This is a genomic window from Bradyrhizobium sp. 139, from assembly GCF_023074175.1.
Classification (GTDB): Bacteria; Pseudomonadota; Alphaproteobacteria; order Rhizobiales; family Xanthobacteraceae; genus Bradyrhizobium.
Genome location: NZ_JADPKS010000008.1, coordinates 283,075 through 303,957 on the forward strand (window position 1 = coordinate 283,075; position 20,883 = coordinate 303,957).

Here is a 20,883-nt window from a genome sequence, read left to right on the forward strand (position 1 = left end):
GCAGCTGGCGGTGGATCAGGCGGTGGCGCGGATGCGCTGCTTGTCGTAGAGATCCTTCTCGTCGTCGGCGATCGGCACGACATAGGGCTCCACCGCACGCTTCTCGCTGGTCATCTTGCCGTCCCGCTTGCTCAGCAGGGTGTGGCAGAACCAGTTCTCGTTGTCCTTCTCCGGGAAATCCGTGCGCCAGTGATAGAGGCCCCAGCGGCTTTCCTCGCGGTAGAGCGAGGCATGCACCGCCATGTCCGCGCAATCCATGATCGACTGCACCTCGAGCGCGCGCAGCAGCTCGTGCGCGTTGCGCGCGATCATGTGCTTCTGCATGTCCTCGCGTGCCTCGGCGAGGCGGCGCATGCCGAGCTCGTATTTGCGCGTGACTTTTGGCGGCTGGAGATAGTCGTTGACGAGGCGGCGGGTCTTGTACTCGACCTGGTTCGGCGGAATGCCGTCCTCGCGCTTCGTTGGCGCCAGCACGCGGTCGCGCTCCCTGGCGACATCGGCCGAATCGAACTCCGCAAAATCGTGGCTGTCGGCGAACTCCATGGCGTCGATGCCGGCGACCGAGCCGTTGGTGAAGGCGCCGAGCATGTAATTGTGCGGCACGCTCGCCATGTCGCCGGCGGCGTAGAGGCCTGGCACGGTGGTGCGGGCGTTGTCGTCGACGAAGACGCCGGAGGCGCTGTGGCCGGAGCAGAAGCCGATTTCGGAGATGTGCATCTCGATCGACTCGCTGCGATAGTCGACGCCCCGCCCCTGCTGGAACAAGCCGCGCGTGGGACGCTCGACCTTGTGCAGCGTGGACTCGATCTCGGCGATGGTGTCGGGATGGAGATGCTTCAGTTGCAGGAACACCGGGCCCTTGCCGGACAACAGCTCGTTATAGAACTCCAGCATCATCTGGCCGGACCAGTAGTCGCATTCGATGAAGCGCGAGCCCTCGTTGTTGGCGGTGAAGGCGCCGAAGGGACCGGCGACATAGGCGCAGGCCGGGCCGTTATAGTCCTTGATCAGCGGATTGATCTGGTAGCATTCGAGGTTCGCGAGCGCCGCGCCGGCGTGATAGGCCATCGCGTAGCCGTCGCCGGAATTGGCGGCATTCTCGTAAGTGCCGAACATGTAACCGGAGGTCGGCAGACCGAGGCGGCCGGCGGCGCCCATGCAGAGGATCACGGCCTTGGCCTTGATCACCAGTATCTCGGCGGTGCGGGTGTTGACGGAAATCGCACCGGCGATACGACCGTCGGACGATTTGAGCAGCCGCGTCGCCATATAGCGGTTGGAGATCAGGATGCGGGCGCGGCGGAGCTGGCGATACAGCGCCTTCTTCACGGTCTCGCCGTTCGGCATCGGCAGAACGTAGCTGCCGATGTGATGCACCTTCTTGACGGCGTAGTCGCCGTTCTCGTTCTTCAGGAAGCGGATGCCGAAACTGTCGAGCTCCTCGACGATTTTGTAGCAGTTCTGGGCGTATTTATAGACAGCTTTCTGGTCGACGATGCCGTCATTGGCGATGGTGATTTCCTTGGTGTACTGCTCCGGCGTCGCGTAGCCGGGGATGACGGCGTTGTTCAAGCCGTCCATGCCCATCGAGATCGCGCCGGAGCGCTTGACGTTGGCCTTTTCGAGCAGGACGACATTGGCCTTCGGATTCTTCAGTTTCGCTTTCAGCGCCGCCATCGGGCCAGCGGTGCCGCCGCCGATGACGAGCACGTCGCAGGAAACCTCCGAAAGTCCGTCGACGATCTGATCTAGTGCCATCGCTTGCTCCTGGTCCGCCGATAGTCGGCGCCTTTGCATCAGATTTGTTCAGGTGGCTTTCCGGCGATAGCAATTAGTTGTCGCCGGGCCGCGATTTGCCCTCAGCGCTCGACAAAGGCCTTTTCGATGACGAAATGGCCGGGCTGGCCGTGATTGCCCTCAATGAAGCCGCGCGCGGAAAACATCGCCGGGAGTTCCTCCAGCATCGCCGGGCTGCCGCACAGCATAATGCGGTCGGTCTCGATATCGAGGCCTGATAGCCCGATGTCGTCGAAGAGCTGGTTGGATGAGATGAGATCGGTGATGCGGCCGCGATTGCGGAACGGCTCGCGGGTAACGGTCGGGTAATAGACCAGCTTGTCGCGGATCAGGGGTCCAAAGAATTCGTGATTGCGCAGACCGTCGACAAGCTGCTCGCCATAGGCGAGTTCGGAGACCTGACGGCAGCCATGGGCGAGCACGATGGTCTCGTAATTCTCGTAAACGTCGGGGTCCTTGATCAGGCTGGCGAACGGCGCAAGCCCGGTGCCGGTCGAGAGCAGCAACAGGCGCTTGCCGGGAATGAGATTGCCGGTGATCAGCGTGCCCGTCGCCTTGCGGCCGACCAGGATGATGTCGCCTTCCCGGATCTTCTGGAGGCGCGAGGTCAGCGGACCGTCCTGCACCTTGATCGAGAAGAACTCGAGCGCCTCCTCGTGATTGGCGCTCGCCATGCTGTAGGCGCGCATCAAGGGCTTGCCCTCGACTTCCAGGCCGATCATGGCGAACTGGCCGTTCTGGAAGCGGAAGCCGGCATCGCGCGTCGCGGTGAAGCTGAACAGGGACTCGGTCCAGTGCCGGACCGACAAAACCGTTTCCTGCTGAAATGCGCTCATGGTCTCTCCTTGGCCTTCGATGGCACACAAGGTTTCGGAGAGAGGAGAGTCCGGCAACGCGGAAGTGAAATTCCCGGTCGATTAGTTTCACATTTTGCGGGCGGTGATTGAAGAGCAGGCACACAGCCACGCCGCGCTGGCAATTAGTTGCTATTCAGCAGCGCCTGCGCTGACGTAGAAGGGAGTTCGGAGATACGTCATGACAATGACCTTGGTGGCCCCGACCGTGGCCGACTATGAAGCAAGCGGCGACCTGGCGTCACTTCTCGTCCGCACCACGCAGGACGACACTCTCACCGTACCCGCCGAAAAACTCCGCCTCTCCTGCAAATGCGCCCATTGCACCCGCGCCCGCTTCGACGGCCGCTTTCCGGAACGCTTTCTCGGCATCGCGATCACCGAGATCGGCGATCTCGGATATGGGCTGAACATCTCGTTTTCGGACGGGCACAATCGGGGGATCTATCCGAAGCCGTATCTGCTGAGCTTGGCGGGGCGTTAGGACGGCTGGACGTTCCTCTTGCTCCGCCGTCATTCCCCGCGAAAGCGGGGAATCCAGTATTCCAGAGGCTTCGGGGCTCACGACGACTGTTGCGGCATACTGGATCGCCCGATCAAGTCGGGCGATGACACTGGAGTGTGTGGCGCCGCCCTGCGACAAGGGCGCCGGTCGCCCTCTCCCTCCCCCATCTGGCACGGACATTGCTCCTCTTTAGAACGATTTCAACGTTCCGGAGGCGGATGATGTTGCAGGCGGCCAATGTGGTTCGCGGGACGGTTCCGGCAACGGTCCGGCCGGCCGGCAGTTCCTCGCTGCTGCTCACCGAGAACCAGCAATGGATCGGCGGACCGCCGCCGCTGATGGACAAGCTCAGCCAGCGCGATCGGGAGCTGGTGCTCAAGCAGGGCCGGCGAAAAGTGCTCAACCGCGGCCAGACGCTGTTCAGCCAGGGCGGCAGGCATGACGGCATCTGGCTGATCGAGAGCGGCCGCATCCGCGTGTTCTACACCTCACCGCTCGGGCGCGAGATCACGCTCGCCTACTGGCATGTCGGCAATTTCGTCGGCGGCCCCGAAGTGTTCGAGGGCACCGTGCATCAATGGTCCGGCGTCGCATCCAGCAATTGCAGCGTCGTGCACCTGCCCGGAAAGGAACTGCGCACGCTCGCCGTGGAGATCCCGAACCTCGCGATCGGCCTGATCGAGGGCCTCACCTTCAAGGGCAAGTGCTACTCGGCATTGGCCCAGATGCTGGGAACGCGATCGATCACGCAGCGGCTTGCGCATCTGCTGCTGCATCTCGTCGACCTCTACGGCGTCGAAGATGCCGACGGCCGGGTGATCGCGGCGGCCTTCACCCATGCCGACATCGCCCACATGGTCGGCGCGACCCGGCAATGGGTCACGATCAGCCTGAAGCGGATGCAGGAGAAGGGAACCGTGCTGACCAAGCGCTCGCAGATCGTGGTGTGCCGGCCCGACGTGCTGGAAGAGATGCGCGGCCAAGGAGCTGACTGAAGGAGGACAGCGACCAGCCTCGGTGCACAGGCAAGCGGCTTTATAGTGCAGGACTGCCCAAGGAGTATGCAATCAGCTTTTCCCGGCAACTAATCGACTGCGGCGCTCATTCCGGATTTGCCCTGCCCGAGCCCTCACCCAATCATGGCAACCACAGCACATCCAACCGAATGAGGATGAGAATGGTCCGCCATCTTTCCACGCTCTCGATCTCGATCTCGATATCGGTGACGTCGCTTGCGCTTCTCCTCGCGCAGCCGGCTTCGGCGGAAACCGTCACGCTCGGAATCGGAACGCAGGACACCACGACCAACACGGTGACCGCCGGCGTCGTCATCCGCCAGTTGCATCTCCTCGAAAAATATCTGCCCAAGGACGGTAAATATTCCAACATCAAATTCGAGCTGGAGTGGCAGAATTTCACGTCCGGTCCGCCCGTCACCAATGCAATGATGGCGAACAAGCTCCAGATCGGCATGATGGGCGACTATCCGCTGATCGTGAACGGCTTCACCTTCGACACCAATCCCGAAAGCAAGAGCCGGCTGATCGGCATTGCGGCCTACAGCCTGTCCGGCTCCGGCAACGGCATCGTCGTCCACAAAGATTCACCCTATTACGATCTGGCCGATCTCAAGGGCAAGCTGGTCAGCGTTCCCTTCGGCTCCGCCGCGCACGGCATGGTGCTGAAGGCGATGCAGGACCGCGGCTACGCCTCCGATTTCTTCCAGCTCGTCAGCCAGAGCCCGGAGGTCGGCTCGACCAACCTCCAGGAGAAAAAGATCGACGCGCATGCCGATTTCGTGCCCTTCGCCGAACTGCTGCCGTTCCGCGGCTTTGCGCGAAAAATCTTTGACGGGGTCGAGACCAATTTGCCGACGTTCCATGGCATCGTGGTCCGCACCGATTTCGCGGAGAAATATCCGGAAGTCGTCGTCGCCTACCTGAAGGCGGTCACCGCCGCCAATCAGTGGCTGCGCGACGACCCCAAGCTCGCTGCAGAAAAAATCCAGGAATGGACCGGCATCAACAAGGAGGTCGTCTACATCTTCCTCGGCCCCAGCGGCAACATGACCACCGATCCCACGGTCAAGCCGGCGCTGATCGATGCCGCTACCGCCGACGTCAAGGTGCTACAGAATCTCGGCCGCATGAAGGAGTTCGATCCGAAGACATGGGTCGACGACAGCTACATCCGCAAGGCCTATGCCGAGATGAAGCTCGACTATGACGCGCAGCTCGGCAGCACGAAGAATTACGAGATCTCCGGCGAAGACGCCTTCTGCAAGAAGCCGATCACCGATCCACGCAAGGCCGGCGAGGTCTGGGTCGACCAGACCGGCATCCTGCCGTTCGCATCCGCGGCCTGCACGCTCGGGGCCTATGCCGAATTCAAGGCCAAGGGCAAGAAGATCAACGTCGCCTACGTCTTCGACACCACCCGCGGCATCAAGCTGTTCGCCGACCAGGCCTTCTTCGCGGTCGGCAATGGCGACGTCGCGCCGTTCCTGCTCAAGAAGGAAGCGGAAGCCTACGCCGCCAAGATCAACGGCAAGGTCCTCGGATTCGACGACGCAGTGAAAGCAGCGGTCAGCGGAGGCAAGACGTGAGCAGTCCCGCCATCCTCAGACATTCCGAGGACAGCATGCCGGCAGCAAGCGCAATCCCGGAGGCAAGCGCTATGCCCGCCTCCACCACACCCGCATCACCGCCCTCCTTCGGCACGCTCGTGCTGCGCTGGTATCGGATCAACCGCGACGGCCTGCGCGCGACCGCGATCGGCATCGTCTCGCTGCTCGCCTTCCTGCTGGTCTGGCACCTGCTAACGACCTATCGCGTCGTGTTCTTCGTGCGTTTCACCAACGTGCCCTCGCCGCTCGCCGTCTATGCGAGCTTCACCAAGGCGATCCACGATCCCAAATTCCTGCTGCACATTGCGCTGAGCTGCCGGCGCATCTTCATCGGCTTTTCGCTCGCGGCGATCGTCGGCGTGCCGCTCGGCCTGATTATGGGCCGCTTCAAGCTGGTGCATGAAATCATCTTCCCGGTCGCCGAGGTGCTGCGGCCGATCCCGGCGATCGCCTGGGTGCCGATGGCGATCATGCTGTGGCCGACCAACGAGCAGAGCATCGTCTACATTACCTTCCTCGGCTCGTTCTTCCCGATCCTCGTCAACACGCTGCACGGCATGTCGCTGGTCGATCCCGTGCTGGTGCGCGCCGCGCAATGCCTTGGCGCGCGCGAACGCTCGATCTTTCGCGAGGTGTATTTTCCGGCCTCGCTGCCGCACATCTTCACCGGCCTCACCGTCGGCATGGGCGTGGCCTGGGTGTCGCTGATCGCGGCCGAGATGATCTCGGGCCAATACGGCATCGGCTATTTCACCTGGGAGGCCTATTCGCTGGTCCAGTATGCCGACATCGCGCTCGGCATGATCGCGATCGGTGTGCTTGGGCTCGGGTCGAGCATGCTCATCAGGGGTGCGGGGCAATTGGTGATGCCGTGGAGGCTGAAATGAATGAGATCCTGACCAAAGCTCCGCAGGGCCATATCGCTGTCAGAAACTTCTCCCTCAGCTACGACAGCATCGAGGGACCGGTTGAGGCCGTCACTGACACGCAGATCCACGTCAAACCCGGCGAGTTCGTCTCGATCGTCGGCCCCTCCGGCTGCGGAAAGTCGACGCTGCTCAATGCGGTTGCGGGCTTTCTCAAGCCGACCACGGGAATCGTCACCGTCGACGGCGAGAAGGTCAACGGTCCCAGCGCCGAGCGCGGCATGGTGTTCCAGCAATACTCGCTGTTTCCGTGGAAGACGGTGCGGGAGAACGTCGAGTTCGGCCTGAAGATGCGCGGCATGCCGCGCTCGCAGCGCGAACGCGCCGCGCGCACGCTGCTCGGACTTGCGGGTCTCGAGGCGTTCGAAAAACATTATCCGGACAAGCTGTCGGGCGGCATGAAGCAGCGCGTCGGCATCGTCCGCGCGCTCGCCACGGGACCAAAGGTGCTGCTGCTGGACGAACCCTTCGGCGCGCTCGACGCGCAGACCCGTGTCATCATGCAGCAGATCCTCACCAACATGTGGCAGCGGCTGAAGATCTCGGTGCTGTTCGTCACCCACGACATCGACGAGGCGATCTTCCTCTCCGACCGTGTCTACTGCATGACCGCGCGCCCCGGCTCGATCAAGGCAGAGATTCCGATTCCGCTGGAACGGCCGCGGCAGCAATCGATGATGATGTCGTCGGAATTTCTGGCGCTGCGCCGCGGACTGATGTCCTTGATCCGCGAGGAAAGCATCAAGGCGATGGGCGGCGAGATCAGCGATATGGGCCTGCAGGGGCTGAACATCGAGCTGCACGGGGCTTCGCTGGCGGATGTGATCTGATTCACCCGGGACACGCGATTTCGTAGGGTGGGCAAAGCGAAGCGTGCCCACCATCTTGGTCGCACGCTGAGACGATTGGTGGGCACGGCGCTTTCGCGCCTTTGTCCACCCTACGGGAGTTTCGCGCCCCTTACTTGAACCAATGCACCAATGCGATGCTGATGCCGAGCAGCAGCATCAGCGACAGCGTCACGGCGGCCGTCACCCTGCCGCCGACATTAGCAAGCACCTTCACGTCGACGCCGAGGCCAAGAGCGGCCATCGACACGACGGTGAGGAAACCCGTGATCCGCGTTATCGGAACCACCACCGTGCCCGGCACGATCTCGAGCGAGCGCAGGGTCGCCAGCGCAAGGAAGCCGAGAATGAACCACGGCACGAGGCGGAAGAATCCGACGTTGGTCTTCTTCGCATCGGTCTGCCAGCGCGACGCAACCAGCGACAGGCCGACGACGACCGGCCCCAGCATCAACACGCGCATCAGCTTGACCAGCGTGCCGATCTGCGTCGAGACGAGCCCCGCCGGCACCGTCGCCGCCAGCACTTGCGGCACCGCGTAGACGGTGAGGCCGGCGAGAATGCCATATTGCGTGGCCGACAATTGCAGCAGCGGGATCAGGAGCGGCAACCCCAGCACCATCATCACGCCGAGAATGGCCGTGAACGAGATCGAGGATGCGATCTCGTCGTTGTTGGCGCCGATGATCGGCGCCACGGCGGCGATCGCCGAATTGCCGCAGATGGAGTTGCCGCAGGCGATCAGGATCGAGAGCCGCGTCGACAGGCCAAGCATACGGCTGAGACCGAAGGACACGCAGAGCGCGACCACCACCACCGCTGCGATCGAGGCGAGCAGCGCGAGGCCGGAGGCGGCAATCGCGGCAAAGCTGATGGAGGCCCCGAGCAGCATCACTGCGACCTCGAGCAGCTGTTTGGCGCTGAAGGCGATGCCGGCTTGCCAACGCGGCGCCGGTTTCCAGAAGCTGCGCAGCGCCATGCCGAGCAGGATCGCCATCACCAGCGCCTCGACATAGGGGTGCTCGAAGACGCCCAGTTCGGCCCGTTCGAGCAAGGCCGAGATACCGGCCACTGCGATGCACAGGACGATTCCCGGAATCAGCGCCGCCATACGGCTCGCGGCAGTGGTTGGCTTGGCGTCGGCCGGGCTGGATGCTTGATTCTGCGACACAAATCTCTCCCAGAGGAGAAAGATTTATACGCAGCAGCGTCCGATTGGGAAATAAGTTTTCGACATATCAGGGCCGAGGGAAGTTCCATCCTCAACCCGGAATAAACGGACTCAGAAGATCAGGCTTTTGGCGAGCGAGGCCACGCGACTGAAGCCGTCATAGACGCCCGGCTCGAAGAAGGCCGCACGCGCCAGCACGATGCCGGCGACCAGTGACCAGAACACCGTGGTGCCGGCCCGCAGCAGCAGCTTTGAGGCGCGCGACTGCGGCTGGGCGTCCGTTGCGGATGCCAGCTGCTCGCCGAAGGGTTCGAAACCAGTGCGTTCCATAGCTTGCGCCAATCCATCAAGTTCTGAATGGAATGTCGTCGTTTCGGCCCCAAACGGCAATGGAAGCGATTGGCGTTTTTGTCCCTCGACGGGGATACTCCTTCCGCCGGACGAACCCGGGGCAATAGTTTTCTTCTTTTAGCCGGATTGGACGCCCCGGGGCCCCGGCTAAAGCGCGAGATAGCGCCGCCGGATCGCCTCATTGGCCTTCAGCTCGTCGATTCCCGCGGCATAGACGATCTGGCCCTTGTCGATGACCGTGGCATGGCTCGCCAGCCCCAGGCAGAAATGCATGTTCTGCTCGGCGATCAGCACGGTCGAGCCGATGCTGCGGAGCTGGCGCAAGAGTTCGCCGATCCGTTGCACGATGATCGGCGCCAGCCCCTCACTCGGCTCGTCCAGCAGCAGCAGCGCCGGATTGCCCATCAAGGTGCGCGCGATGGCAAGCATCTGCTGCTCGCCGCCCGAGAGCTTCCCCGCGATGCGATGGCGCAGCGGCTCCAGCAGCGGAAAGACATCATAGATGCGCTTGATCGGCCATTCGTCCTGGCCGTCCGGTCCCTTCTTGCGGCCGATGACGAGATTGTCCTCGACACTGTGCTCCGGAAAGATCTGGCGATCCTCCGGAACGAAGCCGAGCCCGGCGCGCGCGATATGGTGAGGCTTCCGGCCGGAGATCACCGCACCGCGCAGGCTCACCTTGCCCCGCCGCGGCGGCGCCAGGCCCATGATCGCTTTCATCGTCGTCGACTTGCCGGCGCCGTTGCGGCCAAGCAGCGCCATGGTCTCGCCCTGCCGCACGGACAGAGCGACGCCGAACAGGATCTGGCTGGTGCCGTAATAGACGTCGAGATCAGCGACTTCGATAACGGTCGCACTCATGTGGCCGCCCCCGCATGTTCGGTGCCGAGATAGGCCTCGATCACGGCGCTGTTGCTCCGGATTTCGTCGGGCGTTCCGGTCGCGAGGATGCGGCCGTAGCAGAGCACGACGATCTTCGGCGCGATCTTGAACACGATATCCATGTCGTGCTCGATGAAGACGACGGTGATCCTCTCGCGCTCCCAGAGCTCGCGCACCTTGTCGATCATGCGCCAGCGCTCTTCCGGCCCCATGCCGGCGGTCGGCTCATCCAGCAGCAGCACCTTTGGCTCGAGCACCAGAGCGAGCGCAATATCGAGGAGCTTCTGGTCGCCATGCGACAGCGTCGCCGCGGGGCGGTTGCGCTTGCCGGCGAGGCCCAGCAGCTCCATCACATGCTCGGCGCGGTCGCGCGTCTCAGGCAGCGGAAAGCGCTTGTGCAGCACCGCAGAGGAGCGCTGGTCGGCGCTGACGGCGGCGAGCATGGTCTCCTGCACCGTCAGCGACTTGAAGATGCTGGCGACCTGGAAGGCGCGGCCGATGCCGTGACGCACGATCTCCGGCGGCGAGCGGCCGGCGAGATCAACACCGTCGAGCAGCACCTGGCCGGAATCCGGCTTCAGCGCGCCGGTGATCAGGTTGAAGAAGGTGCTCTTGCCCGCACCATTCGGACCGATCACCGCCGTGAGCGAGCCGTCGGGAAAGTCGAGCGAGACATCGTTGGTCGCCTTCACGCCGCCGAAGGATTTTGCAAGGTTGCGGATCTCGAGCATCGCTAGCGGCCCTCGCCTGCGCCGCGCCGGTGCGCGAACCAGTCGGCGACGAAATCCAGCAAGCCTTTGCGCAAACCGAGCGCGAAGAACAGGATGACCACGCCGAGCACGATGCCGTGGTACTCGGTGAAGCGCGTCACGGTGTCGTTGAGCAGCAGCAGCAGGACGGTGCCGACCATCGGCCCCAGGAAAGTCGAGACGCCGCCGAGCATATTGATGAAGATGCCCTCGCCCGAAATGGTCCAATAGGCGAACTCCGGATAGGCGCCGGAAACGAACAGCGCCATCACCATGCCGCCCATCGATGCGAACAGCGCCGCCAGCACGAAGACGGTGAGCTTGGCGCGCCAGACGTCGATGCCGAGAAAGCTCGCGCGGGCGGCGTTGTCGCGGATCATGCGCAGCGTGTAGCCGAACGGCGACTGCGCGATCTGGCGCATCGCGAGCAGACCGAGGATCAGAAGCGCGCAGCTCGCGACATAGAGATGGACGTGGTTGGCAAGATCGATGCCGAGGAACACCGGACGCGGAATGCCGCCGCGCAGACCCTGGTCGCCGCCGGTGAAGGAGGCCCAGGACAGGATGGTCGAGTGGATCAGCATCTGGAAAGCGAGTGTGACGAAGGCGAAGTAGATCTCCTTCAGACGCACACAGATCGCGCCGATGACGGTTGCGACGACGGCGGTGATCGCAAGCGTGGCGACGAAGGCCACGGGGATCGGCACGCCGAGCCGCTGCATGATCAGGCCGTAACCGTAGGCGCCCAATCCAAAGAACATGCCATGGCCGAACGAGATCAGGCCGGTATAGCCCACCAGCAGATTGAGGGAGGTCGCGAACAGGCCATAGGCGGAGCAGCGGATGACGAAATCGAGCAGCGCCTTGCTGCCCGTGAACATTGGCAGGCTCGCCAGCACGGCAAAGGCGATCAGCGCGATCAGAACGTCGCGATAGCGTTGAAGCACAGCACCGTTGCGTACCGGCAGCCTCTCGGCGCGACCGGCCTCCAGCTCGGTCATGCCGCCTCCTTGCCGAACAGGCCGGTGGGCTTGGAGACCAGCACGATCACCATGAACAGATACATCAGGCCTTCCGTGAACAACGGAAAGCCCTGGGAGCCGAAGGAGCGGATCAGGCCGAGCAGCAGCGCGCCGATCAGCGCACCGAGGATCGAGCCCATACCGCCGATCACGGTGACGATGAAAGATTCGATCAGAACGGAGAATCCCATGCCGGGGGTCAGCGAACGCACGGGCGCGGCGAGCGCGCCGGCAAGGCCTGCCAGCATGCCGCCAAGCGCGAACACGCCGCCGTAGATCAGGCCGGTGTTGATGCCCAGCGCGGACACCATGCCGGGATTGTGCGCGGCCGCGCGGATCACCTTGCCGATGCGACTGCGTGACAGTCCAATGCCGAGCACGATGGCCGCGACGAGCGCGACACCGATCAGCAGCAGATAGTAAGGCGGCACCACGCCGCCGGCGACGAACAACGGCATCACCTGGAACGCGGCCGGCATGCCCATCGACTTGAATTCCGGCCCCCAGATCAACCGTACCACGTCATCGAAGATCAGCACGAAGGCGTAGCAGACGAGCAGCTGCATCAGCACGTCCGCGCCGTAGACGCGGCTCATGAAGACGCGCTCGAAGACCAATCCGAGAATGCCGGTGCCAGCTGCACCAGCGAGCATCGCCAGCGCAAAGCTGCCGGTGAACTGATAGGCCGTCATCGCGAAATAGGCGCCGAACATGTAGAAAGCGCCGTGGCTGAAATTGACGATCTTGAGCACACCGAAGATCAGCGTCAGCCCCACCGCGACCAGGAACAGCAGCATGCCGATAATGAGGCCGCTGGTGGTCTGCGTCACCAGGCAGGCGGAGCTGGAGAGGCAGCCGGCAAGCGCGTCAAGATCCACGGGAGCACTTTCATTGCGGCGCGCCTGATAAGGCGCGGAGAGCCAAACGAAGCCGGCAGAGACGGCGATCCGTCTCCGCCACGCACCAGATCAGGTGTACCCCTTGCTCTTCTTCCATTCGGCTTCGAGCTCGAAGATGGTCTTCCAGTCGCCGGCCTTGACCTCGGGGACATAGGGCTCCTGCGGGATCGTGGTGCCCCAGCCGATCGCGTAGCCGACCAGCGTGTGGTCGTCGGCGCGCATCGTCACGGTGCCGTCGGCGCCGAACGGACACTTAATGGTGAGGCCGGCCAGCACCTCCGCGATCTTCTTGCCGTCGGTGGAGTTCGCCTTCTTCGCAGCCTCGCTGAGAAACATCACCGCAGTGGCGTTCTGCCACGACCAGTTGGTCGGATACTCGTTGTACTTGGCCTTGTAGGCATTGCCCCAGGCGGCGTTCTCCGGCGTCGTCGGAAACGTCTTGATGTAGCGGTTGCCGGAATGGATGCCCTTCGGCAGGTTCTTCACCACCGTGAGCGCGGTGTAGTCGGCCATGTTGACCGCGAACACCTCCATCTGGCCGAACATCGCGTAGATGTTGGCCTGGTCGATGTAGGAGGTGAGATCGCCGCCCCACAGGCAGGAGTACAGCGCCTGCGGCTTCGCCTGCAAAATCTTTGTCACCACCTCGGTGTAGTCGGGCTGAAACAGCTTTGGCCAGGACTCGCTGATGACCTCGACGTCGGGCGCGAAGCGCTTCAGATACAGCGTGAACTCGCCGGTGGTGTCGCGGCCATAGGCATAGTCGGGCGAGCAGGTCGCCCATTTCTTCAGGCCCTTGGCTTTGGAAATCGCGGCGGCGTAGCTGCCGCCGACGATGGAATCGTGAATGCCCTGGCGCACGCACCGGAACGCATTCGGGATGTGCTGCTTGGGATCGGCCGTCAGCGAGGACGCTTCCGAGCAGGTGTGGACGCAGAGCACGCCGAGATCGCGCGCCACCTCGTGAACCGCGAACGATCCGGACGACGCCTCGCCGTCGATCAGCCATTCGCAGCCGTCGGTATTGACGAGCTCGCGCGCGACGCGGGCCGCTTCCTGCGGCTGCCCCTTGGAGTCGCGGATCACCATCTCGATTGGCCGGCCGGCAAGTCCGCCGGCGGCGTTCACCTTGTCGACCTCGAGCATCACCGCATTGCGCGAGGACGTGCCGAGCTGCGCCACGCGGCCCGACAAAATCGTCGGCATGCCGATCTTGATTGTCTTGGCTTGGGCGCGCGCCACCCACGGCGCGGCGACACTCATTGCACCGGCGCCCATCAGCGCCAGCGTTGAACGGCGGCTGATGCCCGGCGTGCGGGTTCTCGTCATTTTTCCCTCCCTCTGTCGGGTCGGCGTTTGCAAATCCCTGTCGGAGATCTCTCGTCTCCGTGTTCCCAACAATTTCAGAGGGTGGGGGTGACGTCAAGCCAAACATGAATTATGAGTCAGAATTCATCTGGGAGGAGACAGAGCCGGCAATCGGCTCGAAAGCCGCGCAATGATCAACCTGTCGAGCTTCATCGCCTTTCACGCCCGGCGCACGCCGGAGCGACCTGCGCTGAAATATCGCGGCGAGAAGATCTCCTACGCGGTCTTCGACGTGCGCATTCGAACGGTCGCTGGCTGGCTCGCCGCGCAGGGCATCGGCGCCGGTGATGTCGTGGCGGTGCTGATGAAGAACAGCACAGCGTTCCTGGAGCTCGTCTTTGCCACCAGCCATCTCGGTGCGGTGTTCTTGCCGATCAACTTCCGCCTCTCGCGCGACGAGGTCGGCTACATCGCCGGCAATGCCGGCGCGCGTCTCCTGATCGTCGATGAGGAGCTGGCGGCGAACGGAGCCGGCGCGGAGGTTATTGCGCTCGATGAAGCCGCGCAGCAGAGCGTGACGCGCCTCGCGGGCGACGCGCCGCCCGCGCCGATGCATGTTCGCGCGCCATCCGACCTGATGCGGCTGATGTACACCTCGGGCACGACCGATCGCCCCAAGGGCGTGATGCTGACCTACGATAATTTCTACTGGAAGTCGGCCGACCAGACGATCGCGCTCTCCTTAAGCGCCGACACGCGGCTTCTCGTGGTGGGCCCGCTCTATCACGTCGGCGCGCTCGACCTTCCCGGCATCGCCGTGCTCTGGCATGGCGGGTTCATTCACATCGAACGCAATTTCGAGCCGGAGACGGCGCTCGCTGCGATCGCCGAGGACAGGCTCAATGCAGCCTGGTTCGCGCCTGTGATGACCACCGCAATGCTCACCTGCCCCACGCGCGACCGCTACGACGTCTCAAGCCTGCAATGGGCGATCGGTGGCGGCGAGAAGACGCCGGAGCTGCGCATTCGCGCCTTCTCGCAAGTCTTCCGCAATGCGCGCTACATCGATGCCTATGGCCTCACTGAGACCGCTGGCGGCGACACTTTCATGGAAGCCGGGCGCGAGATCGAGAAGATCGGATCGACCGGCCGCGCCATCGCGCATGTCGAGATCGAGATCCGCGGCGAGGACGGCAGGACGCTGCCGCCGAACGTCAATGGTGAGATCTGCCTGCGCGGGCCGAAGATCACGCGCGGCTATTGGAAGGACCCGGAGAAGACTGAAACGGCCTTCTTCGGCGATTGGTTCCGCAGCGGCGATGTCGGCTATCTCGACCAGGAAGGCTTCCTGTACCTGACCGACCGCAAGAAGGACATGATCATCTCGGGCGGCGAGAACATCGCCTCCTCCGAGGTCGAGCGCGTCATCTACGATTTGCCTGAGGTGCGCGAGGTCGCCGTGATCGGCCTGCGTGACGCGCGCTGGGGCGAGCGGCCGGTTGCAATTGTCGTGCTCGCCGAAGGCGCGAGCCTCGAGCTCCCTGCCCTCACCGAGCACTGCTGCGCGCGACTGGCCAACTTCAAGGTGCCGAAACAGCTCGTCATCCGTGACAGCCTGCCGCGCAACCCCTCGGGAAAGATTCTCAAGCGCGTGCTGCGCGCTGAACTGGAGACCGTGGCATGACGCAAGGCCCAGCCATCGCGAAAGTCACAAAACTCAACCGCGTCGAGCGCAATGCCTTGACCAAGCAGAAGATCTTTGACGCCGCCACGAAGGTCGTCGGCGCGCATGGCTATGCCGAGGCCTCCGTCGCCCGCATCACCGAACAAGCCGGCGTCGCGCAAGGCACCTTCTACAATCATTTCGAGAACCGTCAGGAACTGCTCGATCAGCTGCTGCCGAAGATCGGTCTCGACATGGTCGAGTTCATCCGCGCCCGCACCGGCACAGCGGACGCGGCGCGGCAGGAGATCGAGCGATTCTCCGCCTTCTTCGACTTCATCCGCGAGGTGCCGGAATTCCTGCGCATCCTCAACGAAGCCGAGTTTTTCGCACCTCATGGCTACCAGAAGCACCTCGACAACATCTCGGTCGCCTATGTCCGCATTTTGCGTCGCGCGCGACGCTCAGGCGCCATCGAGGATTATAGCGACGAGGAGTTCGAGGCGATCGTCCACATGCTGATGGGCTCGCGCGGTTATCTCAGCCGCCGGTATTCCTATTCGGCCGACGGCGTTATCGCCGTACCCGACCACGTCATCTCCGCCTATCGCAAGCTGATGACGCGCGGCCTTTTCACTGCATCCGGAGATCAGGACAAGCCATGAACATCGAATCTCCGCACAAGGCGCTCGACCTCGCCTCGACAATTGCCGAAGGCGACATCCGTTGCCTGCTGATGGTGCTGGTGCACATGACCGGCGATGAACGCTGGCTGGAGCCGCCCTATCTCCCCAAGCGCGACATCCGCCTTATTCCAGATCCCGAGGCCGGCGTGCCAAAGGCGGTGCAGGATGAAATCCGCGCCGCGGTGGTCAAACTCTTTGCTGAGGGCACGCCTAAGGCTGTGATCACCGATCCCGGCGATGAGCTGTTGCTGAAGATGATGCGCGCCTGCCTCGGCGAGAATGTCGCGCCGGAATATGCGCCTCTGATGCGCGAGGAGATGGGTTTTATGCCGCGCGAGGCGCGCTGGACCGAGCCCCCCTCAAACGACAAGCTCGCGCAGCAGCATGTGCTGATCGTCGGCGCCGGCGTCTGCGCCATCGCGCTCGGCGTCGCGCTCGGCCATCTCGGCATCCCCTACACCATCGTCGAGAAGAACGACGAGCTCGGCGGCACCTGGTGGATCAATCGCTATCCCGGCTGCGGCGTCGACACGCCGAACCACTCCTATTCCTATTCCTTCGGCTCACACAACGAATGGACACGCTATTTTTGCCAGCGCGAAGAACTGCTGGCCTATCTTCAGAAGGTCGCCGGAGAATACGGCATCCGCAAGCATCTGCGTGTCAATACCGAACTGACCTCGTCGCGCTGGGACGAAGGCAAGCGGCGCTGGATATCCACGCTCAGGACCGAGAATGGCGAAGAGACCTTCGAATCCACGGCGCTGGTCTCGGCCATCGGCCAACTCAACGACCCCTCTCGCGCCCGCTTTAAGGGCGAGGAAAACTTCAAGGGAACGATTCTGCATTCGGCGCAATGGTCCGAGGACATCAAGCTCGACGGCAAGCACGTCGCCGTGATCGGCACCGGCGCGACATCGATGCAGCTCGTGCCGGCGATTGCCGGCCGCGTCGCCTCGGTCACGATCTATCAGCGCAGCGCGCAATGGGCGCGGCCGGTGAAAGGGTATGCCGACCCTATCAGCGAGGGCGCGCGCTGGCTGCTCGCGCATCTGCCGTTCTATGTGCAATGGTATCGCTTCAACATGTTCTGGCGCTACGGCGACGGGCTTTTGCCCTTCCTGCGCAAGGACCCGGCCTGGCCGCATCCGGAACGCGCCGTCAACAAGGGCAACGACCGGCACCGCCAGGAATTGACCGACTTCATCCTCACCGAACTGAAGGACCGGCCGGACCTGATCGAGAAATGCGTCCCGACCTATCCGCCCTACGGCAAGCGCATCCTGCTCGACAACAACTGGTTCAAGACGTTGACGCGGCCGAACGTGGAACTCGTCACCGACACGATCGATCATTTCGATCAGAACGGCATCGTCACCGCGGATGGCAGGCACCGCCCCGCCGACATCATCGTCGTTGCGACCGGCTTCAAGGTCACGGAGATGGCGGCGCGCCTCAACATCAGCGGCCGCGACGGCAAGGATCTGCGCGAGGCCTGGGCGAACGACAATCCAACCGCATTTCTTGGGCTCACCGTGCCGGGCTTTCCAAACTTCTTCTGCATGTTAGGCCCCAACTCCGGCCCCGCGCATGGCGGCAGCGTCATCTTCCAGTCGGAATGCCAGAGCCGCTACATCTCCGCCTGCCTCGCCGACATGATCGAGCACGATGTCGCAGCGATCGATGTCCGCAAGGAGGTGCTGGACGACTACATCCAGAAGGTCGATGCCGAACACGAGGGCATGATCTGGACCCATCCGGGCATGACGACCTATTACCGCAACAGCAGCGGCCGTGTGTTCTCAGCAATGCCCTGGCGGTTCGTCGATTACTGGCGGATGACGCATGACCCGGATTTGGAGCAGTACGAGCTGACGCAGGCGTGACTCCTTTACCGACGTCGACTTGATGTAGCGTTATCGTGGACTCTCACTACATCGTCATTGCGAGCGAAGCGAAGCAATCCAGAAACTTTCCGCGGTGACACTCTGGATTGCTTCGCGTCGCTCGCAATGACGGAGATTGCGGCGCCGCTTTCCCGCATCGCAAGCAGCGCGGCGCTTCGAAAGGAAGCCGTCCATGCCCAAGCCTCTTGTCCGCGTCTACACCGACTACAAGAGCCCTTACGCATTCGTTGCGAACAAGCGGCTGTTCGAGCTCGAAGACAAACATGGCGTCGAGCTGGAGTGGCTGCCCTACACGCTGCGCGTCGCCGAGTTCATGGGGACGGTGGAGGAGCGCACGCCGCATTTCTGGCGCAAGGTTCGCTACGCCTATTTGGACGCGCGGCGCTATGCCAATGCGCAGGGCCTCGTCATGAAGGGCCCGCGGCGGATCTACGATGCCTTCAACTCCAGTGTCGGCATGCTGTTCGCCCAACGCCACGGCTTTTTTCGCCCCTACCACGACACGGTGTTCCGCCGGTTCTGGAGCCATGAGCTGGAAATCGACGATCTTGCTGACATCGCTGGTGTCATCACGGCGTGCGGCGGATCGGCCAGCGAGTTCGAAGCCTACGTCAACGGCCCTGCCCGCGCCGAGCACGACCGCATCATCGACGAGGCCGAGGCGCTCGGCGTGTTCGGCGTTCCCACCATGGTGTTCAACGGCGAGCTGTTCTGGGGCGGCGACCGCATCGACATGCTGATCGAACGCATCGCGAAGCCCGAAACGATCGAGGCCGCGCTCGGCAGCCGCCATCGCAAGCCGGCGTGACCCTTACGCTGCCAGCCCGCTCTCCACCGACGCGAAGTCCATCCCGAGGCTTTCCGCCACAGCCTTGTTGGTGATGCGGCCGCGATGGACGTTGAGCCCATTGCGCAAATGCGGGTTCTCCAGCACCGCGGCAAAGCCCTTGTTCGCCAGCGACAGGCCGAACGGCAGCGTCGCGTTGTTCAGCGCCTGGCTCGACGTCACCGGCACCGCCCCCGGCATGTTGGCGACGCAATAATGCACGACGCCGTCGACCTCATAAGTTGGATCGGTGTGTGTGGTCGGATGCGAGGTTTCGAAACAGCCGCCCTGGTCGATCGCGACATCGACCAGCACGGCGCCCGGCCGCATCGATTTCAGCATCGCGCGCGTGACGAGCTTTGGCGCGCTGGCGCCCGGCACCAGCACCGCGCCGATCACGACGTCGGCGGCGAACACTTCGTCTTCAACCGCCTCTATCGTGGAGAGGCGTGTGCGCACGCGTCCTGCGAAGAGATCATCGAGCTCGCGCAGCCGCGGAATCGACCGGTCGATCACCGTGACCTCCGCGCCGAGGCCAGCAGCCATGCGCGCGGCCTGCATCCCGACCACGCCGCCGCCGAGCACGACAACACGCGCCGGCTGCACACCGGGCACGCCGCCGAGCAGCAGCCCGCGGCCGCCGGCCGAACGCTTGAGCGCGGCGCCGGCGGCCTCGATGGCGAGGCGGCCGGCGACTTCGCTCATCGGCGCGAGCAGGGGGAGGTGACCGGCCGCGTCGGTGACGGTTTCATAGGCGATCGCAGTACAACCTGAAGCGAGCAACCCCTTGGCCTGTTCGGGATCCGGGGCAAGATGGAGATAAGCAAACAGGATCTGGCTTTCGCGAAGTTGGGCCCATTCGCCCTTCTGCGGCTCCTTCACCTTCACGATCATGTCGGACGTCGCGAAGATGTCGCGCGCGCTCTCCGCAATGGTAGCCCCTGCCCGCCGGTACACCTCGTCGGAGGCACCGATGCCGCTGCCGGCGCTGGCCTCGACGGTCACCTGATGCCCGGCTGCCACATATTCGCGGACGGCACCCGGGGTGAGCCCGACGCGATATTCCTGCACCTTGATCTCCTTGGGCACACCGACGCGCATCTCGAGCTCCTTCGCCAACGGTTTGATTCCTTTGTTCATCGTAGCCCACGTGACCGGTTTGGTTTCGTGCAAATATCCGCTAGTTTCAGCACGGGCGCGCCGGTTTCGAGCGCGAAAATGTCCTTTCACGCTGGAAACGAAACCTTGGCCCTCGACCGGAAAGACCTCGCCATCCTTGCGGAACTCACCACCAACGCGCGCGCCAGTCACACCGAGCTTGCCAAGACGGTCGGGCTATCAAGCACGGCGCTAGCGCGCCGGCAGAAGGCACTGGAGGACGACGGCTACATCCAGGCCTATCAGGCTGCGCTCGATCTCGCGCAATTTGGCCTCACCACGACCGTGCTGGTGCGCATCGCGCTCGATAGCCAGAGCGACGAAGCGCTGAAAGCGTTCGAGGCCGAGGTGGTGAAGTGCCCTTCCGTCGTTCGCTGCTTCCTAATGTCGGGCAACGACGACTACATCCTGATCGTGCTGGCCCGCGACATCCAGGATTTCGAGCGCATCCACCGCACCGAGCTGTCGCGCCTGCCGCGCGTCGCCCGCGTGCAATCAAGCTTCGCGCTGCGCGAGGTCGTTAACCGCGCGGTGCCGACGGTGGTGTTCGGCGAAGCCAGGCGCTGACCGCTTCCGCGCGACAATAATCAACCTTTGGAACCAAGCCGCCTGTCGTCCGTTGGGCGCCATCGGCCAGCAGAGGCGACCTGCCCGCGCGTCAACACAGTTTGACTTCTCAGCTCGGCCTCCACGCAGGGAACAAGA

Annotated in this window: 20 protein-coding genes; 10 read left to right on the plus strand and 10 right to left on the minus strand. The window is 63.3% G+C overall.

The genetic code is table 11. The features are described from left to right. Window positions 1-15: 15 nt before the first annotated feature. Window positions 16-1,758 carry a fumarate reductase/succinate dehydrogenase flavoprotein subunit gene (locus IVA80_RS02270; protein ID WP_247425245.1) on the minus strand — a complete coding sequence of 581 codons (1,743 nt, stop codon included), beginning with the start codon at window positions 1,756-1,758 and terminating at the stop codon, window positions 16-18. A gap of 101 nt (window positions 1,759-1,859) precedes the next feature. Further along, on the minus strand, window positions 1,860-2,633 hold the full coding sequence (locus IVA80_RS02275) for a ferredoxin--NADP reductase (protein ID WP_247425247.1): 774 nt from the start codon (window positions 2,631-2,633) through the stop codon (window positions 1,860-1,862). Window positions 2,634-2,838: 205 nt separating this feature from the next. On the opposite strand from IVA80_RS02275, the gene IVA80_RS02280 reads away from it, so the two are divergent. The 5 genes from IVA80_RS02280 to IVA80_RS02300 all read left to right on the plus strand — a co-directional run bounded on the left by IVA80_RS02280 (window position 2,839) and on the right by IVA80_RS02300 (window position 7,538). Then, window positions 2,839-3,135, plus strand: coding sequence for a gamma-butyrobetaine hydroxylase-like domain-containing protein (locus tag IVA80_RS02280; protein ID WP_247425481.1), 297 nt, complete (start codon window positions 2,839-2,841; stop codon window positions 3,133-3,135). Between the two features lie 242 nt (window positions 3,136-3,377). Continuing rightward, complete coding sequence (locus IVA80_RS02285; protein WP_247425248.1) at window positions 3,378-4,151, plus strand: Crp/Fnr family transcriptional regulator; 774 nt, start codon at window positions 3,378-3,380, stop codon at window positions 4,149-4,151. A 182-nt stretch (window positions 4,152-4,333) separates the two neighbouring features. Next, window positions 4,334-5,761 (plus strand): ABC transporter substrate-binding protein, encoded by a 1,428-nt coding sequence (locus IVA80_RS02290; RefSeq protein ID WP_247425250.1) that lies wholly within the window; start codon window positions 4,334-4,336, stop codon window positions 5,759-5,761. Between the two features lie 71 nt (window positions 5,762-5,832). Then, window positions 5,833-6,669 (plus strand): ABC transporter permease, encoded by an 837-nt coding sequence (locus IVA80_RS02295; RefSeq protein ID WP_247425252.1) that lies wholly within the window; start codon window positions 5,833-5,835, stop codon window positions 6,667-6,669. Then, on the plus strand, window positions 6,666-7,538 hold the full coding sequence (locus IVA80_RS02300) for an ABC transporter ATP-binding protein (RefSeq protein ID WP_247425254.1): 873 nt from the start codon (window positions 6,666-6,668) through the stop codon (window positions 7,536-7,538). The genes IVA80_RS02295 and IVA80_RS02300 overlap by 4 nt, the downstream gene beginning before the upstream one ends. Before the next feature lie 130 nt (window positions 7,539-7,668). Here IVA80_RS02300 and IVA80_RS02305 read toward each other — a convergent pair whose 3' ends face one another. The 7 genes from IVA80_RS02305 to IVA80_RS02335 all read right to left on the minus strand — a co-directional run bounded on the left by IVA80_RS02305 (window position 7,669) and on the right by IVA80_RS02335 (window position 13,959). After that, complete coding sequence (locus IVA80_RS02305) at window positions 7,669-8,727, minus strand: putative sulfate exporter family transporter (protein ID WP_247425256.1); 1,059 nt, start codon at window positions 8,725-8,727, stop codon at window positions 7,669-7,671. A 111-nt stretch (window positions 8,728-8,838) separates the two neighbouring features. Next, a complete protein-coding gene (locus IVA80_RS02310) occupies window positions 8,839-9,057 on the minus strand; it encodes a hypothetical protein (protein ID WP_247425258.1) in 219 nt (72 codons plus the stop codon). Between the two features lie 168 nt (window positions 9,058-9,225). Then, the gene (locus IVA80_RS02315) at window positions 9,226-9,939 is read right to left on the minus strand and encodes an ABC transporter ATP-binding protein (RefSeq protein WP_247425259.1); all 714 of its coding nucleotides are present in this window, start codon (window positions 9,937-9,939) and stop codon (window positions 9,226-9,228) included. Next, window positions 9,936-10,691: an ABC transporter ATP-binding protein gene (locus IVA80_RS02320; protein WP_247425260.1), complete on the minus strand. Its 756-nt coding sequence runs from the start codon at window positions 10,689-10,691 to the stop codon at window positions 9,936-9,938. Before IVA80_RS02320 ends, IVA80_RS02315 begins: the two co-directional genes overlap by 4 nt. A 2-nt stretch (window positions 10,692-10,693) precedes the next feature. Next, complete coding sequence (locus IVA80_RS02325) at window positions 10,694-11,710, minus strand: branched-chain amino acid ABC transporter permease (RefSeq protein ID WP_247425261.1); 1,017 nt, start codon at window positions 11,708-11,710, stop codon at window positions 10,694-10,696. After that, entirely contained in the window at window positions 11,707-12,609 is a 903-nt protein-coding gene (locus IVA80_RS02330) for a branched-chain amino acid ABC transporter permease (protein WP_247425262.1), read from the minus strand. Before IVA80_RS02330 ends, IVA80_RS02325 begins: the two co-directional genes overlap by 4 nt. A gap of 90 nt (window positions 12,610-12,699) precedes the next feature. Further along, window positions 12,700-13,959 (minus strand): ABC transporter substrate-binding protein, encoded by a 1,260-nt coding sequence (locus IVA80_RS02335; protein ID WP_247425263.1) that lies wholly within the window; start codon window positions 13,957-13,959, stop codon window positions 12,700-12,702. Between the two features lie 169 nt (window positions 13,960-14,128). On the opposite strand from IVA80_RS02335, the gene IVA80_RS02340 reads away from it, so the two are divergent. The 4 genes from IVA80_RS02340 to IVA80_RS02355 all read left to right on the plus strand — a co-directional run bounded on the left by IVA80_RS02340 (window position 14,129) and on the right by IVA80_RS02355 (window position 19,002). After that, window positions 14,129-15,622 (plus strand): AMP-binding protein, encoded by a 1,494-nt coding sequence (locus IVA80_RS02340; RefSeq protein ID WP_247425264.1) that lies wholly within the window; start codon window positions 14,129-14,131, stop codon window positions 15,620-15,622. Beyond that, entirely contained in the window at window positions 15,619-16,266 is a 648-nt protein-coding gene (locus IVA80_RS02345) for a TetR/AcrR family transcriptional regulator (RefSeq protein WP_247425265.1), read from the plus strand. Before IVA80_RS02340 ends, IVA80_RS02345 begins: the two co-directional genes overlap by 4 nt. Then, window positions 16,263-18,173 (plus strand): NAD(P)/FAD-dependent oxidoreductase, encoded by a 1,911-nt coding sequence (locus IVA80_RS02350; RefSeq protein ID WP_247425266.1) that lies wholly within the window; start codon window positions 16,263-16,265, stop codon window positions 18,171-18,173. The genes IVA80_RS02345 and IVA80_RS02350 overlap by 4 nt, the downstream gene beginning before the upstream one ends. A 193-nt stretch (window positions 18,174-18,366) precedes the next feature. Then, on the plus strand, window positions 18,367-19,002 hold the full coding sequence (locus tag IVA80_RS02355) for a DsbA family protein (RefSeq protein WP_247425267.1): 636 nt from the start codon (window positions 18,367-18,369) through the stop codon (window positions 19,000-19,002). Window positions 19,003-19,005: 3 nt separating this feature from the next. Here IVA80_RS02355 and ald read toward each other — a convergent pair whose 3' ends face one another. Continuing rightward, window positions 19,006-20,121, minus strand: coding sequence for an alanine dehydrogenase (gene ald / locus IVA80_RS02360; protein WP_247425482.1), 1,116 nt, complete (start codon window positions 20,119-20,121; stop codon window positions 19,006-19,008). Between the two features lie 144 nt (window positions 20,122-20,265). Between ald and IVA80_RS02365 the strand changes: the two genes are divergently transcribed. Continuing rightward, window positions 20,266-20,745, plus strand: a complete 480-nt coding sequence (locus tag IVA80_RS02365) for an Lrp/AsnC family transcriptional regulator (RefSeq protein WP_247425268.1) — start codon at window positions 20,266-20,268, stop codon at window positions 20,743-20,745. Window positions 20,746-20,883: the final 138 nt, after the last annotated feature.